Below are 17517 nucleotides of genomic sequence, written 5' to 3'. Positions count from 1 at the left end.
AACAAGTTGGACATACAGTGGAACTACAGGAGGTGTTGCATGGTTATCCAACTTAGTATTGCTTTGGCTGCAGTTGCTTTTATCTGTCTGGTTGGTTTCTTGATTCTTACGCTGCGCAAAGGAATGACTACACTCTCAGAGACCAATAAGACGCTGGTTGACGTAAGAAATGCGATTCATGGCTTAACAGGAGAGGCTACCCAACTCATTCATACGGCTAATCAGGTTACCAGGGATGTGAAAGGTAAAATTAAAACGATAGATCCGATCTTTGAATCTGCGCACAATGTGGGTGAAGTGATTCAGACTGTGACAGAGACATTCAAAAAAAACGCTTCGGAAATAGGGCAAAATTTAAATCAAGAACCCGAAAAACCTCCAGTCAAGCAACAAAGCATCCCCATTCGCGTCAATACAAAATTTCAATAAATTTCAGAAAAAGACACCTTAAGGGGTGTCTTTTTTGTTTATGCGAATCTGGCTCTAACGGCCCCTTGTAAGCTCAACAAAGCTTATGCCGGGTATCATCTCACTGCGAAATAATCATTAACTCATAATACCGCAGAATCACTGCCAATATGAGCAAATGATTGTTTAAGCACCCTTTTCACATTTGATATGCTCGGGTTGTCCGAGAGGGTTCATCTCATCCTGCTTCAACGGTTCGGATTAGCCGGTACAAGAGGAGGTGCAAGAGGAGCATCACAGATTATTGCAAGCGGTTACAGAAGGATCTGCAACAAATTATAATTAGGAGGCAATGAAATGAAAAGGACAGTTGCAAAGGTAACCAGTATAGTTTTGTTATTTTCTCTTGCACTATCTCTGATCGCCGGCGGATGGGGAACTACGGTAGCACACGCTGCGGGTCTTACGATAACGGGCAGTGGAGGCGGAAATGAAGCTGCTTATGTGGAGTGGTCACCAGTAAGCAATGCATCGGGATATAATGTATATGTTAAAGCAGCGGGCGCAGCGGACTCCCAGTATCAGCAGATTAATAACGAGTTGATCCGCAAGTATTCTTCCTATTGGAGAGCTGATGCGGTAGGGCTTGCAGCCGGAAGTTATGTAATGAAGGTTGAGGCCGTATCGTCAGGCGCAGTGACGGCAAATGCCGTCTCAGGAACGCTGGCGGTAGCGCCGTATGACCGGTCCGGATTTGCTTTTTCAGCCAATTCGCAATTTGGTACAGGCTCAGGTGCTTATAATGATAATGGGACGCTCAAAAGCGGGGCACAGGTGCTGTATATCACCTCCCAGAATGCGCAAACCGTAACGCTCGGTGTGAAGACCAGCAGCTCGGGTACCGTACAGACCGGGGTTGGTCTTGGCGGAATTCTGACACTGAGACAAAAAGGCTATGATACAACACCGCTGGCCATCCGGATTATCGGAAAAGTTACAGCGGCTGACCTAAGCGGACAGCTCAACAGCAGCGGTTATCTTGAAGTCAAAGGTAAAAACAATTATACGGAAATGAATATTACCATCGAGGGTATCGGGAAAGATGCGTATGCCTACGGCTGGGGAATGCTGCTTAGATATACGGGGAATGTCGAAGTCAGAAATCTGGGCGTGATGTTATTCCCTGACGACGGTATCTCCATGGATACAGGCAATGCGAATGTATGGGTGCATAATAACGATATTTTCTACGGCTCTGCAGGAGGTGACGCGGACCAGGCTAAGGGTGACGGTTCTACGGACCTCAAGAAAGGCTCAACGTATATCACTATCTCGTACAACCACTATTTTGATTCCGGAAAAGCGGCTCTGGTCGGACTTAGTGAATCTGCAGAATTCTTTGTTACCTTCCACCATAACTGGTTCGATCATTCGGATTCCCGTCATCCGCGGATTAGAGTGGCTTCTGTTCATGTCTATAACAACTTCTATGATGGGGTCTCCAAATATGGTGTCGGCGTTACAACCGGAGCTTCGGCTTTTGTAGAATCGAATGTGTTCAGAAATACTAAAGATCCAATGCTTAGTTCCTTGCAAGGTACGGATGCTATAGGGGAAGAAGGAACGTTCTCCGGCGAAAACGGGGGTGTGATTAAAGCCTACAACAACAGTATTACTGGTGCGGCAAGTCTGATCTATGCCAACTCCAGTACCGGAACGGCTCCGGCGAATGCTACCTCGTTTGATGCCTACTTAGCTTCTTCGAGAAATGAGACCGTCCCAAGCTCATACAAAGCTCTAGTGGGTGGGACAGCGTATAACAACTTCGATACGAGCGTTGATACGGGAGTTAGTGCCTCAGATGTTGATAGCGTAAGCACTGTGGAACAGGTCGTTACGGCCGAAGCCGGACGCCAGGGCGGTGGAGACTTCACATGGGCTTTCAATGACGCTGTGGATGACGCATCGTATGCGCTGAATGCCGCACTGATGTCCGCAATCAGAAGTTATATTACGGGTCTTGTATCAGTAGGAGGTAATTCCAGTCCGGTAGGACCGACTCCAACTCCAACAGCAACACCTGCCCCAACAGCAACGCCTGCACCAACGGCAACACCTGGGCCAACGGCGACTCCTGTGCCGACTGCAACGCCTGGGCCAACGGCAACTCCAGTGCCGACTGCAACGCCTGGGCCAACGGCAACTCCGGTGCCGACTGCAACACCAACGCCAACGCCCACTACTGGGGCAATTGTTCATAACTTCACTACATCCGGAACAACGAGCAGCTTCTTCTTTATTTCGGGGAATCTCTCCACGAGCAAAGGAACTGTAGTATATGGCGGCCTGACCTTAACCCAATGTTTGAAAATCGAGAGCGCAACCAGCATTGGGTTCACAGCTGCCAAAGCCTCGACTTTAACATTAGTATTCAACTCGGAAGGAACCAAGGTCAAAGTGGATGGAACCAGCTATCCGATCACGAATGGTATTGCTACAGTCTCTATTGCAGCGGGTGCGCATACGATTACGAAGGATAGTACTGCGAATTTGTATTATATGAAGGTGGAGTAGATAGTTTTAAAATCATAAATAAAAGACACCCTTAGAGGTGTCTTTTTAAATTTATCCTAAGAATCACGAAGATTGATCCTTGTTTATTTTTGTGATATTACGCCTAAGCGTACCACGTACACTCTGCAAATATGCTACGCTGATTTTATCGAATATAATTATGTAGCCGATAAAGGAGGCTCTTATGCCAAACATACTCGAATCACTATATCATGGCAGTCTATTCCCTAACGAGGATATTATCTCTAAGGATTCCAATTACCGACCGCTCAACAGGCAAATTACCGAGTCTCTAGAGACTTGGAAGCAGAAGCTGTCCGCAGGCGAGTTTGAGGAGCTGGAGTCTTTATTAGAACTGTATTCGCAAATACAGGGGCTGGAGATGACAGCTGCATTTGTGTCCGGGTTTAAGGCCGGGACGGCGATGATGATCGAAGTCCTTGTAGATGCTTAGCAATGCGTGACTAGTCAACATTCACTTCACATCCTCCCCATACCGCTCAATCGCCATATCAGCCGTTTTCAGCATACGACGCTTAAGCTGCTCGCCCTGGGTAATTTTCACACGTAACCCAAGGAACCGGATTCGGGATAACAGGAACTCGCTGTCGTCTCTCATGTAGTTGACATGGATCCGGTAGATGCCGGAGGCTTCATCAAAAGACACGGACTTATCGAAACAGGAGAAGGCAGACAGGATACGTGACAGCTCCGCATTAAAGACAGGCATCACTTGAATGCAGGCAGATTCTTTCAGACCGTCTAATAAGCGCGCTATCCGTGCCTTCAGGTCGTCAATCCGTTTGGCAGGGATGGGGAATACTTCGACCGACACCATGTTGCGCAGTTTGGTGGACATGAGCGAACGCTGCCGGGTGCTGTACCATTGCAGATACCACTCCCGCTTATACATATTGTACTCCAGCTTGTGAGGGAAACCGGCCTGATCCGCTCGTTCGCCGCCATGCTTAATCTGATAAGTAATCAGGATGCCTTTATTCTGCATAATCATGCGGCGGAGTGTGCGGAGCAGCGGATGATAGACCTGGCGCTCTTTACTGCGGGCCTTCTCCATAATAATCTCCCGCACTTCTATGGATGCTTCAGCCTCCAGTAGAGAGTTTAATTTATTTAAGGTTTCCGGTGTAAAAGCCGCCTCTGAAGCAGGGTGTATTAACATCGTTTTCAGCCAGGAACGTTCCTGGGAGGTCAGCGCAAGCGACCCCGCTTCATCAAGGCGTGAGATGATCTGGAAATTGAATATTTTCTCAAATGGATTCATAGTAGCTCCGGAGCTCCTTCCATTCTGCAATAAATTGCTTACGAAGCCAGCGGGGTTCTAAGATCTCACAGCTCGAACCGAAGCTCCGTAACCAGGGCTTGATTTCATAAATTTCGTTCACTTCGATCTCGTACAGGAACGTTGAATCGGACTCCTCTGTAATCACGCCCCATTGCCCCTGCGCCTCAACCCGCTCCCGGATGAAATTAGCGCCGGACCCGCTGGGGTTATAGAATCTGACAGCTACCTTAACCGCACGGTTGGTATCTGTAACCCAGCTGTTCTTCATCTGCGCTTCCAGAGCTTTAAGCTTCTCCGTATATTCGTCTTCTTCCACGGGTTCGCCCTCTTCAATCTGCGTAAGGCCTTCCATCCGGAATTTCTTGATCCCCATCCGGGCATGATGTCCGATTAAATACCACCGCCCATACTGATGGTCGTAGACGACGCGTAGCGGAAGGATACTATCTGTAATACCCGCAGACTCCCGCTCAAAGAGAGGGTTCGTGTTCTGGGAGGTGTAGTTCATTCCTTTTTTCGGGGACAGATAGAGAAACTGGATTCTCCGGCGCTGCTGAATAGCACCGAATATCGTGTAGAGATGAGCCTCATCAAGAATACGTGAATGGTAATTGTATTTATATCTATGGGTCTCTGTAGCTTCGGGGTTAAATCCCCGCTTCCGCAGAACCTTCTTCAGGGTGTCGCGCAGCAGGTAGCCCTGTACAGACGGAATCTGTGTATTGGCGATGACATCCACGTAGTCATAGAGGTCCAAAAGCTGGTCATCTGTTAGCTGGTCAATCAGGTCGTTGGCAGCCTTGTACCGGTAAGGACGCCGCTCATTGACACGGAGAATGACGCCGACTTCCTCCAGATATTTCAGATCGCCCCGGATGGTTTTCTCATCAGGCAGCGGCGAATCGGCGGGCATTTGCTCACTGCACAGATCCTGCAGATCCTTGGCAGTCCGCTCCTGAGTCTGGAGTGCCGTTAAGAGTAAAGTAAGCCGGATGCTCTCCGTTTCCTTAAGCGACTTCGCCCGGAACAGGAAGAGCAGCAGCGGATCGGCAGATTCATAGTAGTTGTAACGGAGCCACTCGGAGAGCTCGGTTCCCTGTTCAGCAGGCAGATCCTGCTGCAGGACAGTAACCATTTCCTTCAGGTTGCGCAGTGTTTTGTCATAGGTATGTACGGAAATGCCGAGCCGGTCGGCGAATTGTTGTCTGCTGTAGGCTCCCCCGGCTAAAGACAGCATGCGAAGAAACTGAATTTCTTTATCGAAACTTTCCTTGGCCATTTGTATTCCTCCAGCCTGTAGCGCATCCATTAGAAGTGATAGTACCTACTTATATTAAGCACCAGAGTTGAATAAAATGGAAGGTTTTTTGCCTGCCGCCATACTTCCGCCCTGTTCGTGAATGGGAAAATGAGGGAAGATAGGTTCATGAAGCTGAGTTGAACTGGAGTGATAACAATGACCCCTATAAATAAGCTTATTCTGGAGCAACTGGAACAGATTGAAGATGAAGAACAGGTTACCATCCTCTATGCCTGTGAATCAGGCAGCCGGGCGTGGGGATTCCCCTCGCAGGACAGTGATTATGATGTGCGGTTCATTTATCTGCATAAGCCGGAATGGTATTTATCTATCTACGATAAACGGGATGTCATAGAGCGTCCGATTAACAATATGCTGGATATCAACGGCTGGGATTTACGTAAGGCGCTTAATTTATTCCGTAAGTCCAATCCGCCGCTGCTGGAGTGGCTGCAATCGCCGATTCAGTATGCAGAGAAATTCAGTGTAGCCGGACAGCTTAGAGGGATATCGCCGTATACCTTTTCACCGAAATCCTGTATGTACCATTACTTGAATATGGCTAAAGGCAATTACCGTGATTACTTGCAGGGCGGGCAGGTCAAGATCAAGAAATACTTTTATGTGCTGCGCCCGGTTCTGGCCTGTGAATGGATTAACCGTTATGAAGAGATGCCGCCGATGGAGTTCGATGTGCTGGTAGACCGGCTGATTCCGCAGGATGGAGAGCTGTGGCAGGTAGTGCAGCAATTGCTGGCACGGAAGAAATCCGGTGAAGAACTGGATGTTGAGCCGCGGTTAAGCGCGATTAACGATTATTTGGAAGAGCAGCTTCAAGTGCTGGAGAAGGTGGCAGCGGCGGCCTTGAGTATCAAAGAGGATAACCGGGACCAGCAGCTGGATGCCCTATTCCGGGAGGCGCTGCAGGAAGTATGGGGAAAGTGACTGAGACAGAACGACTGACAGGAGGAAGATCGTAGTGGCTATTGTACAACTGAAATCTACAAATCCGAAGTTCACCTTTTTGATCAAAAAGAATCCGCAGAGCGGCATGCAGCTTCGCCCGGTCCGCAAAGGAATAGCCTATGGCTGGTATTCGGATGATATGACCTATAACGTTTTTTTCAAGGATGCAGATAATGAACTCTCCTATAAGCAGAACGACAGTGACAGCTTTGAGTATCTCAATGTCTCCCGGTATAACACCCCGCTGTTTCCGCTGAATGCGGTTAATGAGTTCTTCTCCACGCCTGTTAAGGCGCAGGACGAGCGGGACATTGAAGGCTACGAGCATACCTTTTTCATCAATATGGTTCAGGTGGAGCGGCTGCACTATATTGAATTTTTCAACAAGCATCTGAAGGATTATACCTTCTCCCTGCAGCATCAGGCGCATAAGAGCTACTCACTGACCATTACCACGCATAAAAGCCTGTATCACCTCCTGCATGTGACTCAGGTGCTGTCCCTGTTCTTATCCATATTTGGGGATGAGTATATCGATATTTCGGACCGCATTCTGGATAAATATATCCGCAGCCTGAATGTGATTGATGCCCCTTTTTATATCCGCAGTCTGTTTGCACGGAGCTTCCTTACTACCCGGGAGCTGTTCAAGCGCTACAAAGCCTCTATTGAGCAAACGGAGCAGGCTTCCATCGGGCTGGAGTATGGCGGTACGGCGATGCAGCGGCGGACGTTTATCTCAGGTGTGCTTCCATTCAATAAGCCGGTTCTGGATATCGGTTGCGGGGAGGGCTTCTATGCCATTCCGTTTGCCGGGAAGATCGAGAGTACCTACTACGCCGTGGATATCAATGCAGAGCTGCTGGAGGTTGTGAACCGGAAGGCAAAGGCCAAGCAAATCGATAACATCGCTACCTTCGGCTCGCTGGATCATTTTCTGGAGTCGTATAACGGGGAGCAGGTCGATGTGATTCTGACCGAAGTGGTAGAGCATATGAGCGAGGATGAAGCGGCTGCGCTGATCCGGCAAATTATCGGAAGTGTGGATTTCGAACAGCTGATTGTGACCACGCCGAATGCCGACTTCAACCGCTATTATGAGCTGGAGGGATTCCGTCATGAGGATCATAAGTGGGAAATGGGTATTGATGCGTTCCGTGATTGGTTTACAGATACAATTCAAGGCCTGGCCGTTGAGGCGGAGTACGGGATGGTCGGAGACCGGGTAGATGAGATCCGGACGACGCAAAGCGCGATTGTGCGCAGAAAGGAGGAATAGACAGTGGACATTCAAACCAGGGTACACACGGTATTCATGCTGGTGGGGGCAACGGAATGCGGAAAAACGACATTTGCCAAGGAAGTCCTGATCCCGCAGCTGAAGCTTGCGGATAACTCCACAGGGCTGCGCACGAATGTGCAGTACCTGTCCTCGGATAGCATCCGGCAGGACATCTTAGGTTACGATTACGACAAATATGATCAGGTGATGCTGGAGGCGAGCTCGCATACGTTTCAATTGCTGTTTGAGCGGCTGAAGCTGGTGACCTCCTGGCCGATTAATGCGGAGTTTGTGATTATGGATACGATAGGACTGGCTGAAGATTACCGCAGTAAAGTCCGCGCCATTGCCCAGGAGAATAATTACAATCTCGAGGTTATTCTGTTCGATTACCGTAAGCGGGAGGATTATTATGCCTCGGAGCGCTCAAAGAAGCTGATTTCGGGCCATCTGAACCGGCTGAGAAAAGAAGTGCTGCCCGTATTGTCCCGCGAAGGCTACAACAAGATCCATAAGGTGCGCGCCAAAGATTTCCTCCTGGAAGGGGAGGCTGAAGGTCAAGGGCTGCCAAACCCGGATTACCGGGTGAATATTGAGGATTGGGAGACTTACGCAGCCTCGGTACTTCCGCAGGATCAAGAGTATATTGTGGCCGGCGATGTCCATGAGTGTGTTCAAGAGCTTCAGGGGCTGCTGCGCAGCTATGGATATAAGCTAGAAGAAGGTAAGTTAAGCGCTACAGATAAGCTGGGTAACACAAAGATTATTCTTGTAGGGGACTGGATAGATAAGGGCAAGCAGACCCGGGAGACGATAGAGTTCCTGTACGGGAATCGTGAGCATTTCCTGTTGGTGATGGGCAACCATGAGAATTTCGTCTATAAATACCTGCGGGGTGAGATTCAAGGGACCGATCCGGAGCTGCTAAGAACGTATTTCGATTCGACCCGGGCTTTAAAAGAGGACGCTGAGCTCTTCCGTAAATTCTCGGTACTGGTGGAGGATTCCAAGCCCTTTTACCGCTATATCGGTATGCAGGGTCCTTCCTTCTATGTTACGCACGCGCCTTGCCGCAATAAGTACATCGGGAAGCTGGATACGAATTCGCTGCGCCATCAGCGTAACTTCCGGCTGGACCGTGAGGCTGCGTATGAGCAGCAGCTTGACTTCCTGAAGCAGGAGGCGGTGAGTAATCACCCGTTCCATCTCTTTGGTCACATTGCCGCCAAGCAGACGTTCCGGATCAAGAACAAGCTCCACCTCGACACTGGAGCCGTACAGGGAAATGGGCTGACGTCTGTCCGCATGTCGTTCAAGCCTTTCTACAAAAGCCATAAATCCCACCAGATTGTGCTGCAGGAAGAGCTGCCGACGTTGTTCCATGAAGAGCAGCCCGTATCGCTGCAGGAGCTGGATTACGAAGCTGTGCGCAGACTGCAATATTCCTCGAGGAACCGGGTGAACTTTATCTCCGGGACGATGTCACCTGCGGACAAGGATGTGGCTGCCGGTGAGCTGGAGTCGCTGCGTAAGGGTCTGGATTATTTCGCTGACCGGCGCGCTTCTGAAGTTGTCCTGCAGCCCAAGTACATGGGATCACGCTGTAGTGTGTACCTCTACCGGGATATAGAGCAGTGTTATGCAGTCAGCCGTAACGGCTATAAGGTCAAGGCGGTTGACTTGGCTCCAATCTACGAAGGTCTGCTGCAGAAATTCGGACCGTATATGGCTGAGCAAGGCATTCGTGTGCTTCTGCTGGATGGGGAGCTGCTGCCGTGGAAGGCGCTTGGCGACGGGCTGATTGAACGCCAGTTCAAGCCGATCGGCAAGGCGCTGGAGACAGAGCTGGAATTCTTAAGACAACACGGGTTCGAAGAGTCGCTGGGTAAGCTGATTCAGGATTATGAGGCGAGCGGATTTGAGCAGGATCAGCATCATCTGACCAAAGAGGCGCTTAACAGCAGCTATGGAGCTCATGTGTACCAGACGTATAAGCATATCCGTGACATACGAGATTCCTACGTGGAACTGGACCAGCGGGACGAAGCTTACCGGGTATACCAGCAGCAGCTGGAGCTGTATGCGGGTGACGCGGAGCTGGAGTATAAACCTTTTGCCATCCTGAAGGAAGTGCTGGAAAGTGGAGATGAACGGATACCTGACGGCCTGACTTCGGAACAATACCGTTTCCTAAATGACGACGAAATTCTGGTGCTCGACTTGAATGAGCCGGATGCCTACATCAAGGCAGAGGCGTATTTTGCAAAAGTAACGGTGGAAAAGGGTATGGAGGGTATTGTGATTAAGCCTGAGCAGGAGCAGCAAGGGGTAGTCCCTTACCTGAAGGTCCGTAATCCCGGCTACCTGTCGATCATCTACGGGTATGACTACAAGTTCCCGCATAAATATGCCAAGCTGATGAAGCAGAAGAATATCGTTCCCAAGCTGCGCACGTCCTTAGCCGAGCACCGGCTGGGCAGACAACTGCTGGAAGTGAAGCTGGATGAGATTTCGGCTGAGAACGAGGTCTACAAGCAGATTGCGGCCAACCTGTTGTTTGAGGTAACGAAGGAGAAGGAGATGGACCCGCGGTTGTAGCGGGAGGTGAGACAGACTGCCGGGAAGATCCCGGCGGTCTTATTTGTGTCTGGGGAGCAGGGGGAATATCTCTCCTGAAACAAACCGACGAATATATGCAAGAAAACGTAGAATGGTGGTCATTGCTCCTTTTTGATACTAATATGAAATCTGAGAGGAGGCAGTGCAGCTTGGATATTATTTTTGAAGCGGAATCAGGTATGGGGCAAGGAATTGCGAAAATAGTCACCCACCCGGCTGAACAGGGGCAATGGGGAAATATCGAAGCAGCCATTCAGGCGGCGGAGAGACGGATCGTGGTAATCAACGCCAAGAATGACCGGAATGTTTCGATTGTGACCAACACTATTGCAGTTATAGAGCCGGAAGGCCGGATGTGCAGTGTACGTGTCATTACCGGTGAAATGTTTCTGCTGAATACACGGTTGAAATTCGCATTGGAAGTGCTGGATTCACCCCGGTTCATGAAAATCAATAATCAGACCATCATTAACACCAGCTACATTAAAGAATTCTCAGCCACAGATAATGCCCGGATAAAAGTGAATTTGACAGATGGTTCATATTATTATGTCAGCCGTTACTATATGAATAATTTCAGGAGGAGTTATCATGGCTAATCAATTAAAACAGTCGTTTTTTCAGGTGTTCACCTTAACTTCGTTATGGATCATGCTGCTGCTTACGGTCTTCTTCCGGGAGCAATCGCTGGATATGCTGTATCTCTGGCGGCTTGCGGGTATCGCTGTTATTGCTGCGGGGATCTTCGGAGTTATGTACAATGTGCTGTGGAATCATTTCACGCTACGGCCGCTGTGGAACATTCTTATTTCTTCGACCCTCAGTATAGCAGGCGGAATGGGGATGGTGTGGCTGTTCTCTGTAGATATGTTCAACCATATCAGACCATGGCTGCCTGCAATGCTACTGTTATCCGTTGTCCTGCATACAATTGCGTTCTACTTCTATGCCAGATTGAACAGTAAGAAACAAGCTGCGGAGTTGAATAAGATATTGAAGTAGACCGGAGTCTGCGGGGGCCACAGAGGAAATGTCTGCTATACCGCAAAAAGTAAGAGAGCGTCCGTAACCGGTCCGCTCTCCTTGTCTATCCCTAAACGTTATCCCATAACAACCAGCACATCATTCTCTGCCGCCAATTGGGTAACCGGAATCAGGTCGCCCTGAATTTCTTCGCCGTTAATGACGATATGCGATACTCCTTTTTGCACGCCGTTCTTGTTCTCAACCCGGATGTTCAGCTTCTTGCCGCGGAATTCCCGCACCATAGAGAATTCTGTCCATTCGGAAGGGACGCACGGATTCAGGCGGAGGCCATCCTTCTGCGGCTGAACCCCCATAATGCCCTCTACCAGAGAGACCATAACGGTCGAGGCGGTGCCGGTGAGCCAGTGGACATGTGCCCGGCCTTGGTACGGGCTGTCCTTGGATTCAACAAACTGGCCATGTACGTATGGCTCCAGCTTGCGGACCTCGGCTTGATCGTTCATGCTGGCCGGACTGCAGTTCAGGAAATACTCGAACGCGCGGTCGCCGTTGCCGATCATCGTCTCGGCCAGAATCAGCCAACCCTGCGGCTGGCTGAAGATCCCGCCGTTCTCCTTGGTGGAGGCATTGAAGAGGGCCATTAGCGCTACAGGCAGACCGTATTTACGGAACGGCGGATAGAAAATCATAGAGCCGTAATCGGTCCGCAGATTCTCGTACACTTTATCCATGGAGAGCTTGGCCTGTTCCGGACGGGCAGCGCCGCTGAGAACCGCCCAGCTTTGCGGATTCAGCCAGATTTTGCCCTCATCGTTCTCCCAGGAGCCGATGGTATAGTTGTCTTCGGTGAACCCGCGGACGAACTGGTCATTCTCCCAGGCATGCTTTTGAATATTGCCGTCCAGCTCTTCGAGCAGCGCCTGTGCCCACTCTACATCTTCCGGCTTGTTTTTATTCCGGGCAATTTCCATGAATATTTTGAAGCCCATATACAGCTGGAAGGCAACGAACAGAGACTCTCCCTTGGCTCCAAGCCGCAGACAGTCGTTCCAGTCGGCATGCAGCCCAACCGGCATCCCGTGTGCACCCATGCGGTCCAGGCTGAACTGCAGGGCCTGGCGCAGATGTCCATATACGGTATCCTCGCCTTTATCCGAATAAGGAACTACTTCATCCGTAAAGCCCCAGTTACCGCTTTCATTTAAGTATTTGATAACCGTCGGGAACAGCCATAGGGCATCATCCGCACGATAATGGGGATGTCCGGTTTCCCGCACGTATTCCGGGTCGTCCGGTGTGCCTTCATGGCCTGGATTATGATCAAATTTGACGAGTGGCAGTCCGCCGCCATTGGAGACCTGGGCTGAAATCATCAGTCGTAGGCGCTCAAGGGCCATCTCATGATCCAGATGGATAATGCCTTGAATATCCTGCACGGTATCCCGGTAGCCGAGCCCGTTACGCAGACCGGAGTACTGGAAGGAGGCAGCACGCGACCAGATGAAGGTAATGAAGCACTGGTAAGCATTCCAGGTGTTGATCATATTGTTCAGATTGTCGCTCGGGGTCTGAACCTGGAAGCGGTTAAGCTTGCTGTGCCAGAACGCCTTCAGTTCTTCGAGCTCCTTCTCTACCACAGACAAATCTTTGTAGTGACTCAGAATCTCAGACGCACCTTGCTCATCATACTGTCCCAGCAGGAAGGCGACTTCTTTCTCTTCTCCCGGCTGCAGCTCCACATTGATCTGCAGGGCGCCGCAGGCATTGGTATTGTAGTTGAGTGAATTGGAACATTCGCCGTTCGCAACGGAAGCCGGGTTCCCGTAGCTGCGGTAATCGCCCAGGAAGGTATCGCGGTCGCCGTCGTAACCGGTAACTTCCGCGCCGGCTGCGCCGAAGAATCTCCAGCTCTGCTCTTCGGGGATATTTTCGTTGATGACCTGAAGGATCATATTATTCTTATAGTAGGTGCGTGAGATAAACAGGGTGTACTGCAGGTTGACGGTATCCTGCTCGTAGTTGTTATTGTTGGTCAGTTCGGCAAAACCGAAGAGAGCCAGCTTCCGGGGTTTGGTGCCGTCATTACGCACCTTCATCCGCCATACCTCGTAGGTTTTGTTCAGCGGCACATAGTATAACGATTCCGTATGGATGTTATCGTAATCCGAGACGATGTTCGTGTATCCGGTTCCATGATGGCATACCGATTGGTATTGTTCCAGATCTTTACCCACTGGCTGCCAGGAGCCGGACCAATAATCCCCGTTCTCCAGGTCTCTTACATAAATGTAGCGTCCCGGCTCGTCCTTAGAGTTGAAGTGGTAGCGGAGATGCCGTCCGTTGGCCCCGGACTTCACGAAGCTGTAGCCTCCGGCATTTCCTGAGATAATCGCGCCGTATTCCGGCGAGCCAAGATAGTTGGCCCAAGGGGCAGGTGTATTAGGCTTCGTGATGAGATACTCTTTGTTCTTTTCGTCAAAATGACCGTATTGCATAACCATTCCTCCTACAAAGTGGATGACAGGCAGGAGTGTAAACACGCGTTCACAAACGGTTGGAATTTCCCGCCCAATCTCATTATAAGACAGTTTCGGCCTACTAAGAAACCCTAATTTTTAGTGTAAAAAGCAAACAATATAATATTTTTATAGGTGTTTGTTATATTGGAACCGGGTAATCTCATGGATATGATTATGGGGAGCATTGATCAATAAGCATCTATAGATAAATGCAGTCCTTTCCCCCCAAGGAGATGGACTGCATTTTTAATTAGCAATTATTTGATTGCGGCGTCTACTTCCTTCTCAAAGGCCTCCAAATACTGATTGAAGATTCCGGTATCAAAATTCGCGGTGGTATCGTTGGCTTTGGGCGGATTCTGTTGAACCAGGCTGTATAGACGATCAGTTTCGGAGGAAAGCTTCGTCCAGACCTGTTTAAGAGAATCATACTTGGAATCAAGACCGGTGATATAGCTGTCGTATTCCTTTTTCTTATCCATGGTCTTGGCCAGCTGCTCAACGGTGAAATTGATATCCAGACTCTGTCCTGTACTGCCGGTCCCGCTATTAATATACGAATGGATGTCAACAAATCCCTCGTTCCACACGTCGGAGATTACGAAATTCCGGATCTCTCTTAACATTTCGCTAGGAGCAGGTACGGTTGATAACGAAGCTTCCGGGACTGGCTCTTTGAAGACCTTTCTTGCTTCGCCGAATGTTTCCTGGTCTGATGAATCTGTTGCCCAGATAATTTTCAGGTCACTGATAAGAACGATCAATTCGCTTTTGAGGTTAGAGGCTTTTTGGCCTTGGATTAACACGGCCTCAACTTTCATACCGCCTTCATCAGAATAATGTGTAGACTCGAGAACCTGGGGATTCTTAAGTTTCTGGTCATCAGGTGTTTCTACGGATTGAATCATTTGAAACAGCGGCTGGGCATCCGGATAGACGTTGTCTGTAATGAAGGTTTTTTTTGCTTCACTATCCGATCCGTTTAAGAAAATGTTAACGTAGTCAAGCGCCACAGCTTCTGTATCAGACAATTTTTTAGGTGCAGGTGTTGGCGCCTCGGTAGGAATTGAGGATGCCTGTGTTTCTGCCGGAGCAGCTGCTGTAGTCGCCGATGGCTCTGCCGTGTTTTTATTTGAGCTACAGCCCGTTAGTGCCATAAAAGCAATAATAAGTCCGATAACAAATTTTCTCTTCATTTTGTATTTCCCCCTGGTAATATATTTATTTCCAGTTCTATGTACGCGGTTTGACAGGCGGGGTTTCAGGTTTGAAATTTGAGCGCTATCATTCATCCTAATATGATATATTTAATATTGAAGTTTAGGCTCGACCCGACGAAGGAGTACTACATGACACAATTTGTCTATAAGCAAATTATTGATGACCTCAAAATGAAGATTTTTGCGGGACGGTTTGCTGATATGAGATTGCCGGATGAGCGTAGTCTCAGTGAAACGTATCAGGTTAGCCGCAGTACCATTAAGCGTGCGCTGACCAAGATGGAGAGCTACGGCATTATTTTCAAGAAACGCGGATCGGGAACCTTTATTAATCCGCTGTACATAAAAAACGATTCGATTTTTAATTACGAGGGCTCTAATCTGGGGGTCTCCGACAACTTTCAAATGCATGGCAAGAAGCCGGAGATCAAAGTACTGAACTTCGAGGTTATCCGGCCCACGGAAGAGCTTCAGCGTGATTTATTCTTGCAGCCTCATGATTTCGTATATAAGATTGTCCGCCTGCGCCTGTTTGATGAGGAGCCCTTTATGATTGAGACCGGATATATTCCGATTAAAATTGTACAGGATCTCGATATGGCGATTATCGAAGGATCGATCTTTCATTATCTGGAGGAGTCGCGCAATCTGGCGGTTACCAAATCCTTTTTATCTATTTTTGCCGAGCCTTCGCTGCCTAGTGATCAGGAATTGCTCCACTTGAAGGAGAATGAGCCTGTTGGAATCATGGAAGGGATCTTCTTCCTGGATAACGGGACGCCATTTGAATTCTCGCATATGCGCTTCCATTACCAGTATCTGAAATTCAACACGTTCGTGTCTGTTCATTAACGAAAAAAAGGCCGGGAATTTCCCGGTCTTTTTGGGGTCTGCATATAATTTAGCCTCGGTTTAGCGAGGGTTTACGGTTTGTTGGGAATGCTTGAACAGCTCTTTCAGGGCAGCCAGGCTGCTGACTTTACTTATCTCTTCTTTCTTGAGGGTTACTGACTCTGTCTCTGTGTTGGTTTCGTACTTCAGGTGAAGAGCGGTCATGTTAAGAGGCAGCTTAGGGATAAAAATAATCACCCTGGTGTAGGCCTCATAAATTTCAGCAAGAGCATCTTCCCTTTTCTCTGCTGTTATTGTGTGGGCGGACACATAGGCTTCAAAGCTGTTCAGATCATTCCCTGTAAACTTTATTGCGAAATTCCCGCTGAAGTCCGGATATTCTGTATCAAAAGTATAGGCCACCCGATCGGCAATCCCCCGTCCAGCCTGACTTACGATTTTCTGTTTAAGCTCCTCTTCACTCAAAAGCCGGAATCCTTTTTTCCAGTGCTCTCCTACTTTAAAATCAAAGCCCGGCAATTCAAGCCGCTGAATAGCTATGCCTGCATCTTCGGAGGAAACGCCCAAGTCATCTTCAAAGCGGAGAAAAAGTTGTTTTAGACGGTGGCTTTCTGCTTCACTGAAGAATGCTTTGGCTTTGGAGGCGATCTCGTCCAGATTCGCCCGGTTCACCGCTACGTAATTTTCATCAGATATCTCCCGGGACGAACGGGTTCCCCGATAAATAGACATAGGAATATCCTGCAGCTCAATGCCAAAATATTTCTTAACCAGAAGAGGATAATACTTCTTTTGAGCGGTTTCCTCATAATTGTTGCTGAGCTGTCTCCTAAGCGGAAGACCGCCATCCACATGGCCGTTGGTGCGGCTTACCGTAAATACCAAGCTGCGGTCATTCGCCGGCGATGCCTTAAACACCTGATACCCGTCCTCATTTAATCCTTCTTTAGACACGATAACAAATTCAGATTGATAGGTTGCATTTAAGGCCCGGACGATTCCTTTTTGATAAAGGTACCCGCTTTTGGCTAAAAATAAACCGAACCCTGTCCAAAGGCACAGGCCGATTGCGGCAAGAAGGATAAGTCCTGTAAGGGTCACTTTTACCGTAATACGGGATCGGGAGGGGGTGGATGAAGTTCTCACGAATATCTGTTCTCCTTCCTGATAGCAGCTGGGTGATATGCTTATGATTTAAACTTGTAAGTAATTCCCACAAAATGATACCGTATTTGGAATGGTGATGTCCAGAAGGGAGATGCTTTAGAAGTTTTTTCATCGAAAATTTGATTAGAATTTATTTACATAAATCATAAAATAAAGGTTATATATAAATTTATTGCTCCCGATTTCATACTATGTTCAAAATTTCACAATATTGGACCGTATCAATTGCTAAAAAGATTGAATTTATTAAAGTCAGGAGTATGATGTAACTGTAGAAGTGATACATTCAAAATACAAAGATAAAAATTAGGGAGTGGAAG

The 17517-nt window shown here is 48.6% G+C and carries 14 protein-coding genes; 9 read left to right on the top strand and 5 right to left on the bottom strand.

Annotation, left to right across the window (positions count from 1 at the left end; translation table 11 throughout):
* The first annotated feature begins 39 nt into the window (after window positions 1-39).
* From MKZ24_RS03545 to MKZ24_RS03535, 3 genes are all read left to right on the top strand, one after another.
* Window positions 40-429, top strand: a complete 390-nt coding sequence (locus tag MKZ24_RS03545; RefSeq protein ID WP_052421618.1) for a DUF948 domain-containing protein — start codon at window positions 40-42, stop codon at window positions 427-429.
* A gap of 336 nt (window positions 430-765) precedes the next feature.
* Window positions 766-2982 carry a pectate lyase family protein gene (locus MKZ24_RS03540; protein WP_052421619.1) on the top strand — a complete coding sequence of 739 codons (2217 nt, stop codon included), beginning with the start codon at window positions 766-768 and terminating at the stop codon, window positions 2980-2982.
* A gap of 184 nt (window positions 2983-3166) precedes the next feature.
* Window positions 3167-3436 carry a DUF6809 family protein gene (locus MKZ24_RS03535; protein ID WP_076243435.1) on the top strand — a complete coding sequence of 90 codons (270 nt, stop codon included), beginning with the start codon at window positions 3167-3169 and terminating at the stop codon, window positions 3434-3436.
* 21 nt (window positions 3437-3457) lie between these two features.
* Here MKZ24_RS03535 and MKZ24_RS03530 read toward each other — a convergent pair whose 3' ends face one another.
* Together MKZ24_RS03530 and MKZ24_RS03525 are read right to left on the bottom strand one after the other, a co-directional pair.
* Window positions 3458-4264, bottom strand: a complete 807-nt coding sequence (locus tag MKZ24_RS03530) for a WYL domain-containing protein (RefSeq protein ID WP_076243436.1) — start codon at window positions 4262-4264, stop codon at window positions 3458-3460.
* Window positions 4251-5564, bottom strand: coding sequence for a helix-turn-helix transcriptional regulator (locus MKZ24_RS03525; RefSeq protein WP_042132803.1), 1314 nt, complete (start codon window positions 5562-5564; stop codon window positions 4251-4253). Before MKZ24_RS03525 ends, MKZ24_RS03530 begins: the two co-directional genes overlap by 14 nt.
* Before the next feature lie 177 nt (window positions 5565-5741).
* On the opposite strand from MKZ24_RS03525, the gene MKZ24_RS03520 reads away from it, so the two are divergent.
* From MKZ24_RS03520 to MKZ24_RS03500, 5 genes are all read left to right on the top strand, one after another.
* Window positions 5742-6530 (top strand): nucleotidyltransferase domain-containing protein, encoded by a 789-nt coding sequence (locus tag MKZ24_RS03520; RefSeq protein ID WP_340781319.1) that lies wholly within the window; start codon window positions 5742-5744, stop codon window positions 6528-6530.
* 34 nt (window positions 6531-6564) lie between these two features.
* Window positions 6565-7830, top strand: coding sequence for a class I SAM-dependent methyltransferase (locus tag MKZ24_RS03515; RefSeq protein ID WP_340781318.1), 1266 nt, complete (start codon window positions 6565-6567; stop codon window positions 7828-7830).
* A 3-nt stretch (window positions 7831-7833) separates the two neighbouring features.
* Complete coding sequence (locus MKZ24_RS03510) at window positions 7834-10431, top strand: metallophosphoesterase (RefSeq protein WP_340781317.1); 2598 nt, start codon at window positions 7834-7836, stop codon at window positions 10429-10431.
* Window positions 10432-10601: 170 nt separating this feature from the next.
* Window positions 10602-11051: a LytTR family DNA-binding domain-containing protein gene (locus MKZ24_RS03505; RefSeq protein WP_076243439.1), complete on the top strand. Its 450-nt coding sequence runs from the start codon at window positions 10602-10604 to the stop codon at window positions 11049-11051.
* Window positions 11044-11454 carry a hypothetical protein gene (locus tag MKZ24_RS03500; protein ID WP_076243440.1) on the top strand — a complete coding sequence of 137 codons (411 nt, stop codon included), beginning with the start codon at window positions 11044-11046 and terminating at the stop codon, window positions 11452-11454. The genes MKZ24_RS03505 and MKZ24_RS03500 overlap by 8 nt, the downstream gene beginning before the upstream one ends.
* Window positions 11455-11552: 98 nt before the next feature.
* Here the strand turns inward: MKZ24_RS03500 and MKZ24_RS03495 are convergent, their stop codons facing one another.
* Together MKZ24_RS03495 and MKZ24_RS03490 are read right to left on the bottom strand one after the other, a co-directional pair.
* Window positions 11553-13934, bottom strand: coding sequence for a GH36-type glycosyl hydrolase domain-containing protein (locus MKZ24_RS03495; protein WP_076243441.1), 2382 nt, complete (start codon window positions 13932-13934; stop codon window positions 11553-11555).
* A gap of 281 nt (window positions 13935-14215) precedes the next feature.
* Window positions 14216-15154 carry a hypothetical protein gene (locus MKZ24_RS03490; protein ID WP_076243442.1) on the bottom strand — a complete coding sequence of 313 codons (939 nt, stop codon included), beginning with the start codon at window positions 15152-15154 and terminating at the stop codon, window positions 14216-14218.
* A 153-nt stretch (window positions 15155-15307) separates the two neighbouring features.
* Between MKZ24_RS03490 and MKZ24_RS03485 the strand changes: the two genes are divergently transcribed.
* Window positions 15308-16030, top strand: coding sequence for a GntR family transcriptional regulator (locus tag MKZ24_RS03485; protein ID WP_042132808.1), 723 nt, complete (start codon window positions 15308-15310; stop codon window positions 16028-16030).
* A 60-nt stretch (window positions 16031-16090) separates the two neighbouring features.
* Here MKZ24_RS03485 and MKZ24_RS03480 read toward each other — a convergent pair whose 3' ends face one another.
* Window positions 16091-17176, bottom strand: a complete 1086-nt coding sequence (locus MKZ24_RS03480) for a hypothetical protein (protein WP_340781316.1) — start codon at window positions 17174-17176, stop codon at window positions 16091-16093.
* Window positions 17177-17517 lie beyond the last annotated feature (341 nt).

Origin of the sequence: Paenibacillus sp. FSL R7-0297 (assembly GCF_038009025.1) — a bacterium.
Classification (GTDB): domain Bacteria; phylum Bacillota; class Bacilli; order Paenibacillales; family Paenibacillaceae; genus Paenibacillus_AQ.
This window is presented reverse-complemented; position numbering and strand designations above follow the sequence as displayed.

Bases quoted from the DNA above. Each gene is read 5' to 3' on its own strand.
- MKZ24_RS03545 (WP_052421618.1), top strand. From the start codon at position 40: ATGGTTATCCAACTTAGTATTGCTTTGGCTGCAGTTGCTTTTATCTGT.
- MKZ24_RS03540 (WP_052421619.1), top strand. From the start codon at position 766: ATGAAAAGGACAGTTGCAAAGGTAACCAGTATAGTTTTGTTATTTTCT.
- MKZ24_RS03535 (WP_076243435.1), top strand. From the start codon at position 3,167: ATGCCAAACATACTCGAATCACTATATCATGGCAGTCTATTCCCTAAC.
- MKZ24_RS03530 (WP_076243436.1), bottom strand. From the start codon at position 4,264: ATGAATCCATTTGAGAAAATATTCAATTTCCAGATCATCTCACGCCTT.
- MKZ24_RS03525 (WP_042132803.1), bottom strand. From the start codon at position 5,564: ATGGCCAAGGAAAGTTTCGATAAAGAAATTCAGTTTCTTCGCATGCTG.
- MKZ24_RS03520 (WP_340781319.1), top strand. From the start codon at position 5,742: ATGACCCCTATAAATAAGCTTATTCTGGAGCAACTGGAACAGATTGAA.
- MKZ24_RS03500 (WP_076243440.1), top strand. From the start codon at position 11,044: ATGGCTAATCAATTAAAACAGTCGTTTTTTCAGGTGTTCACCTTAACT.
- MKZ24_RS03495 (WP_076243441.1), bottom strand. From the start codon at position 13,934: ATGCAATACGGTCATTTTGACGAAAAGAACAAAGAGTATCTCATCACG.
- MKZ24_RS03490 (WP_076243442.1), bottom strand. From the start codon at position 15,154: ATGAAGAGAAAATTTGTTATCGGACTTATTATTGCTTTTATGGCACTA.
- MKZ24_RS03485 (WP_042132808.1), top strand. From the start codon at position 15,308: ATGACACAATTTGTCTATAAGCAAATTATTGATGACCTCAAAATGAAG.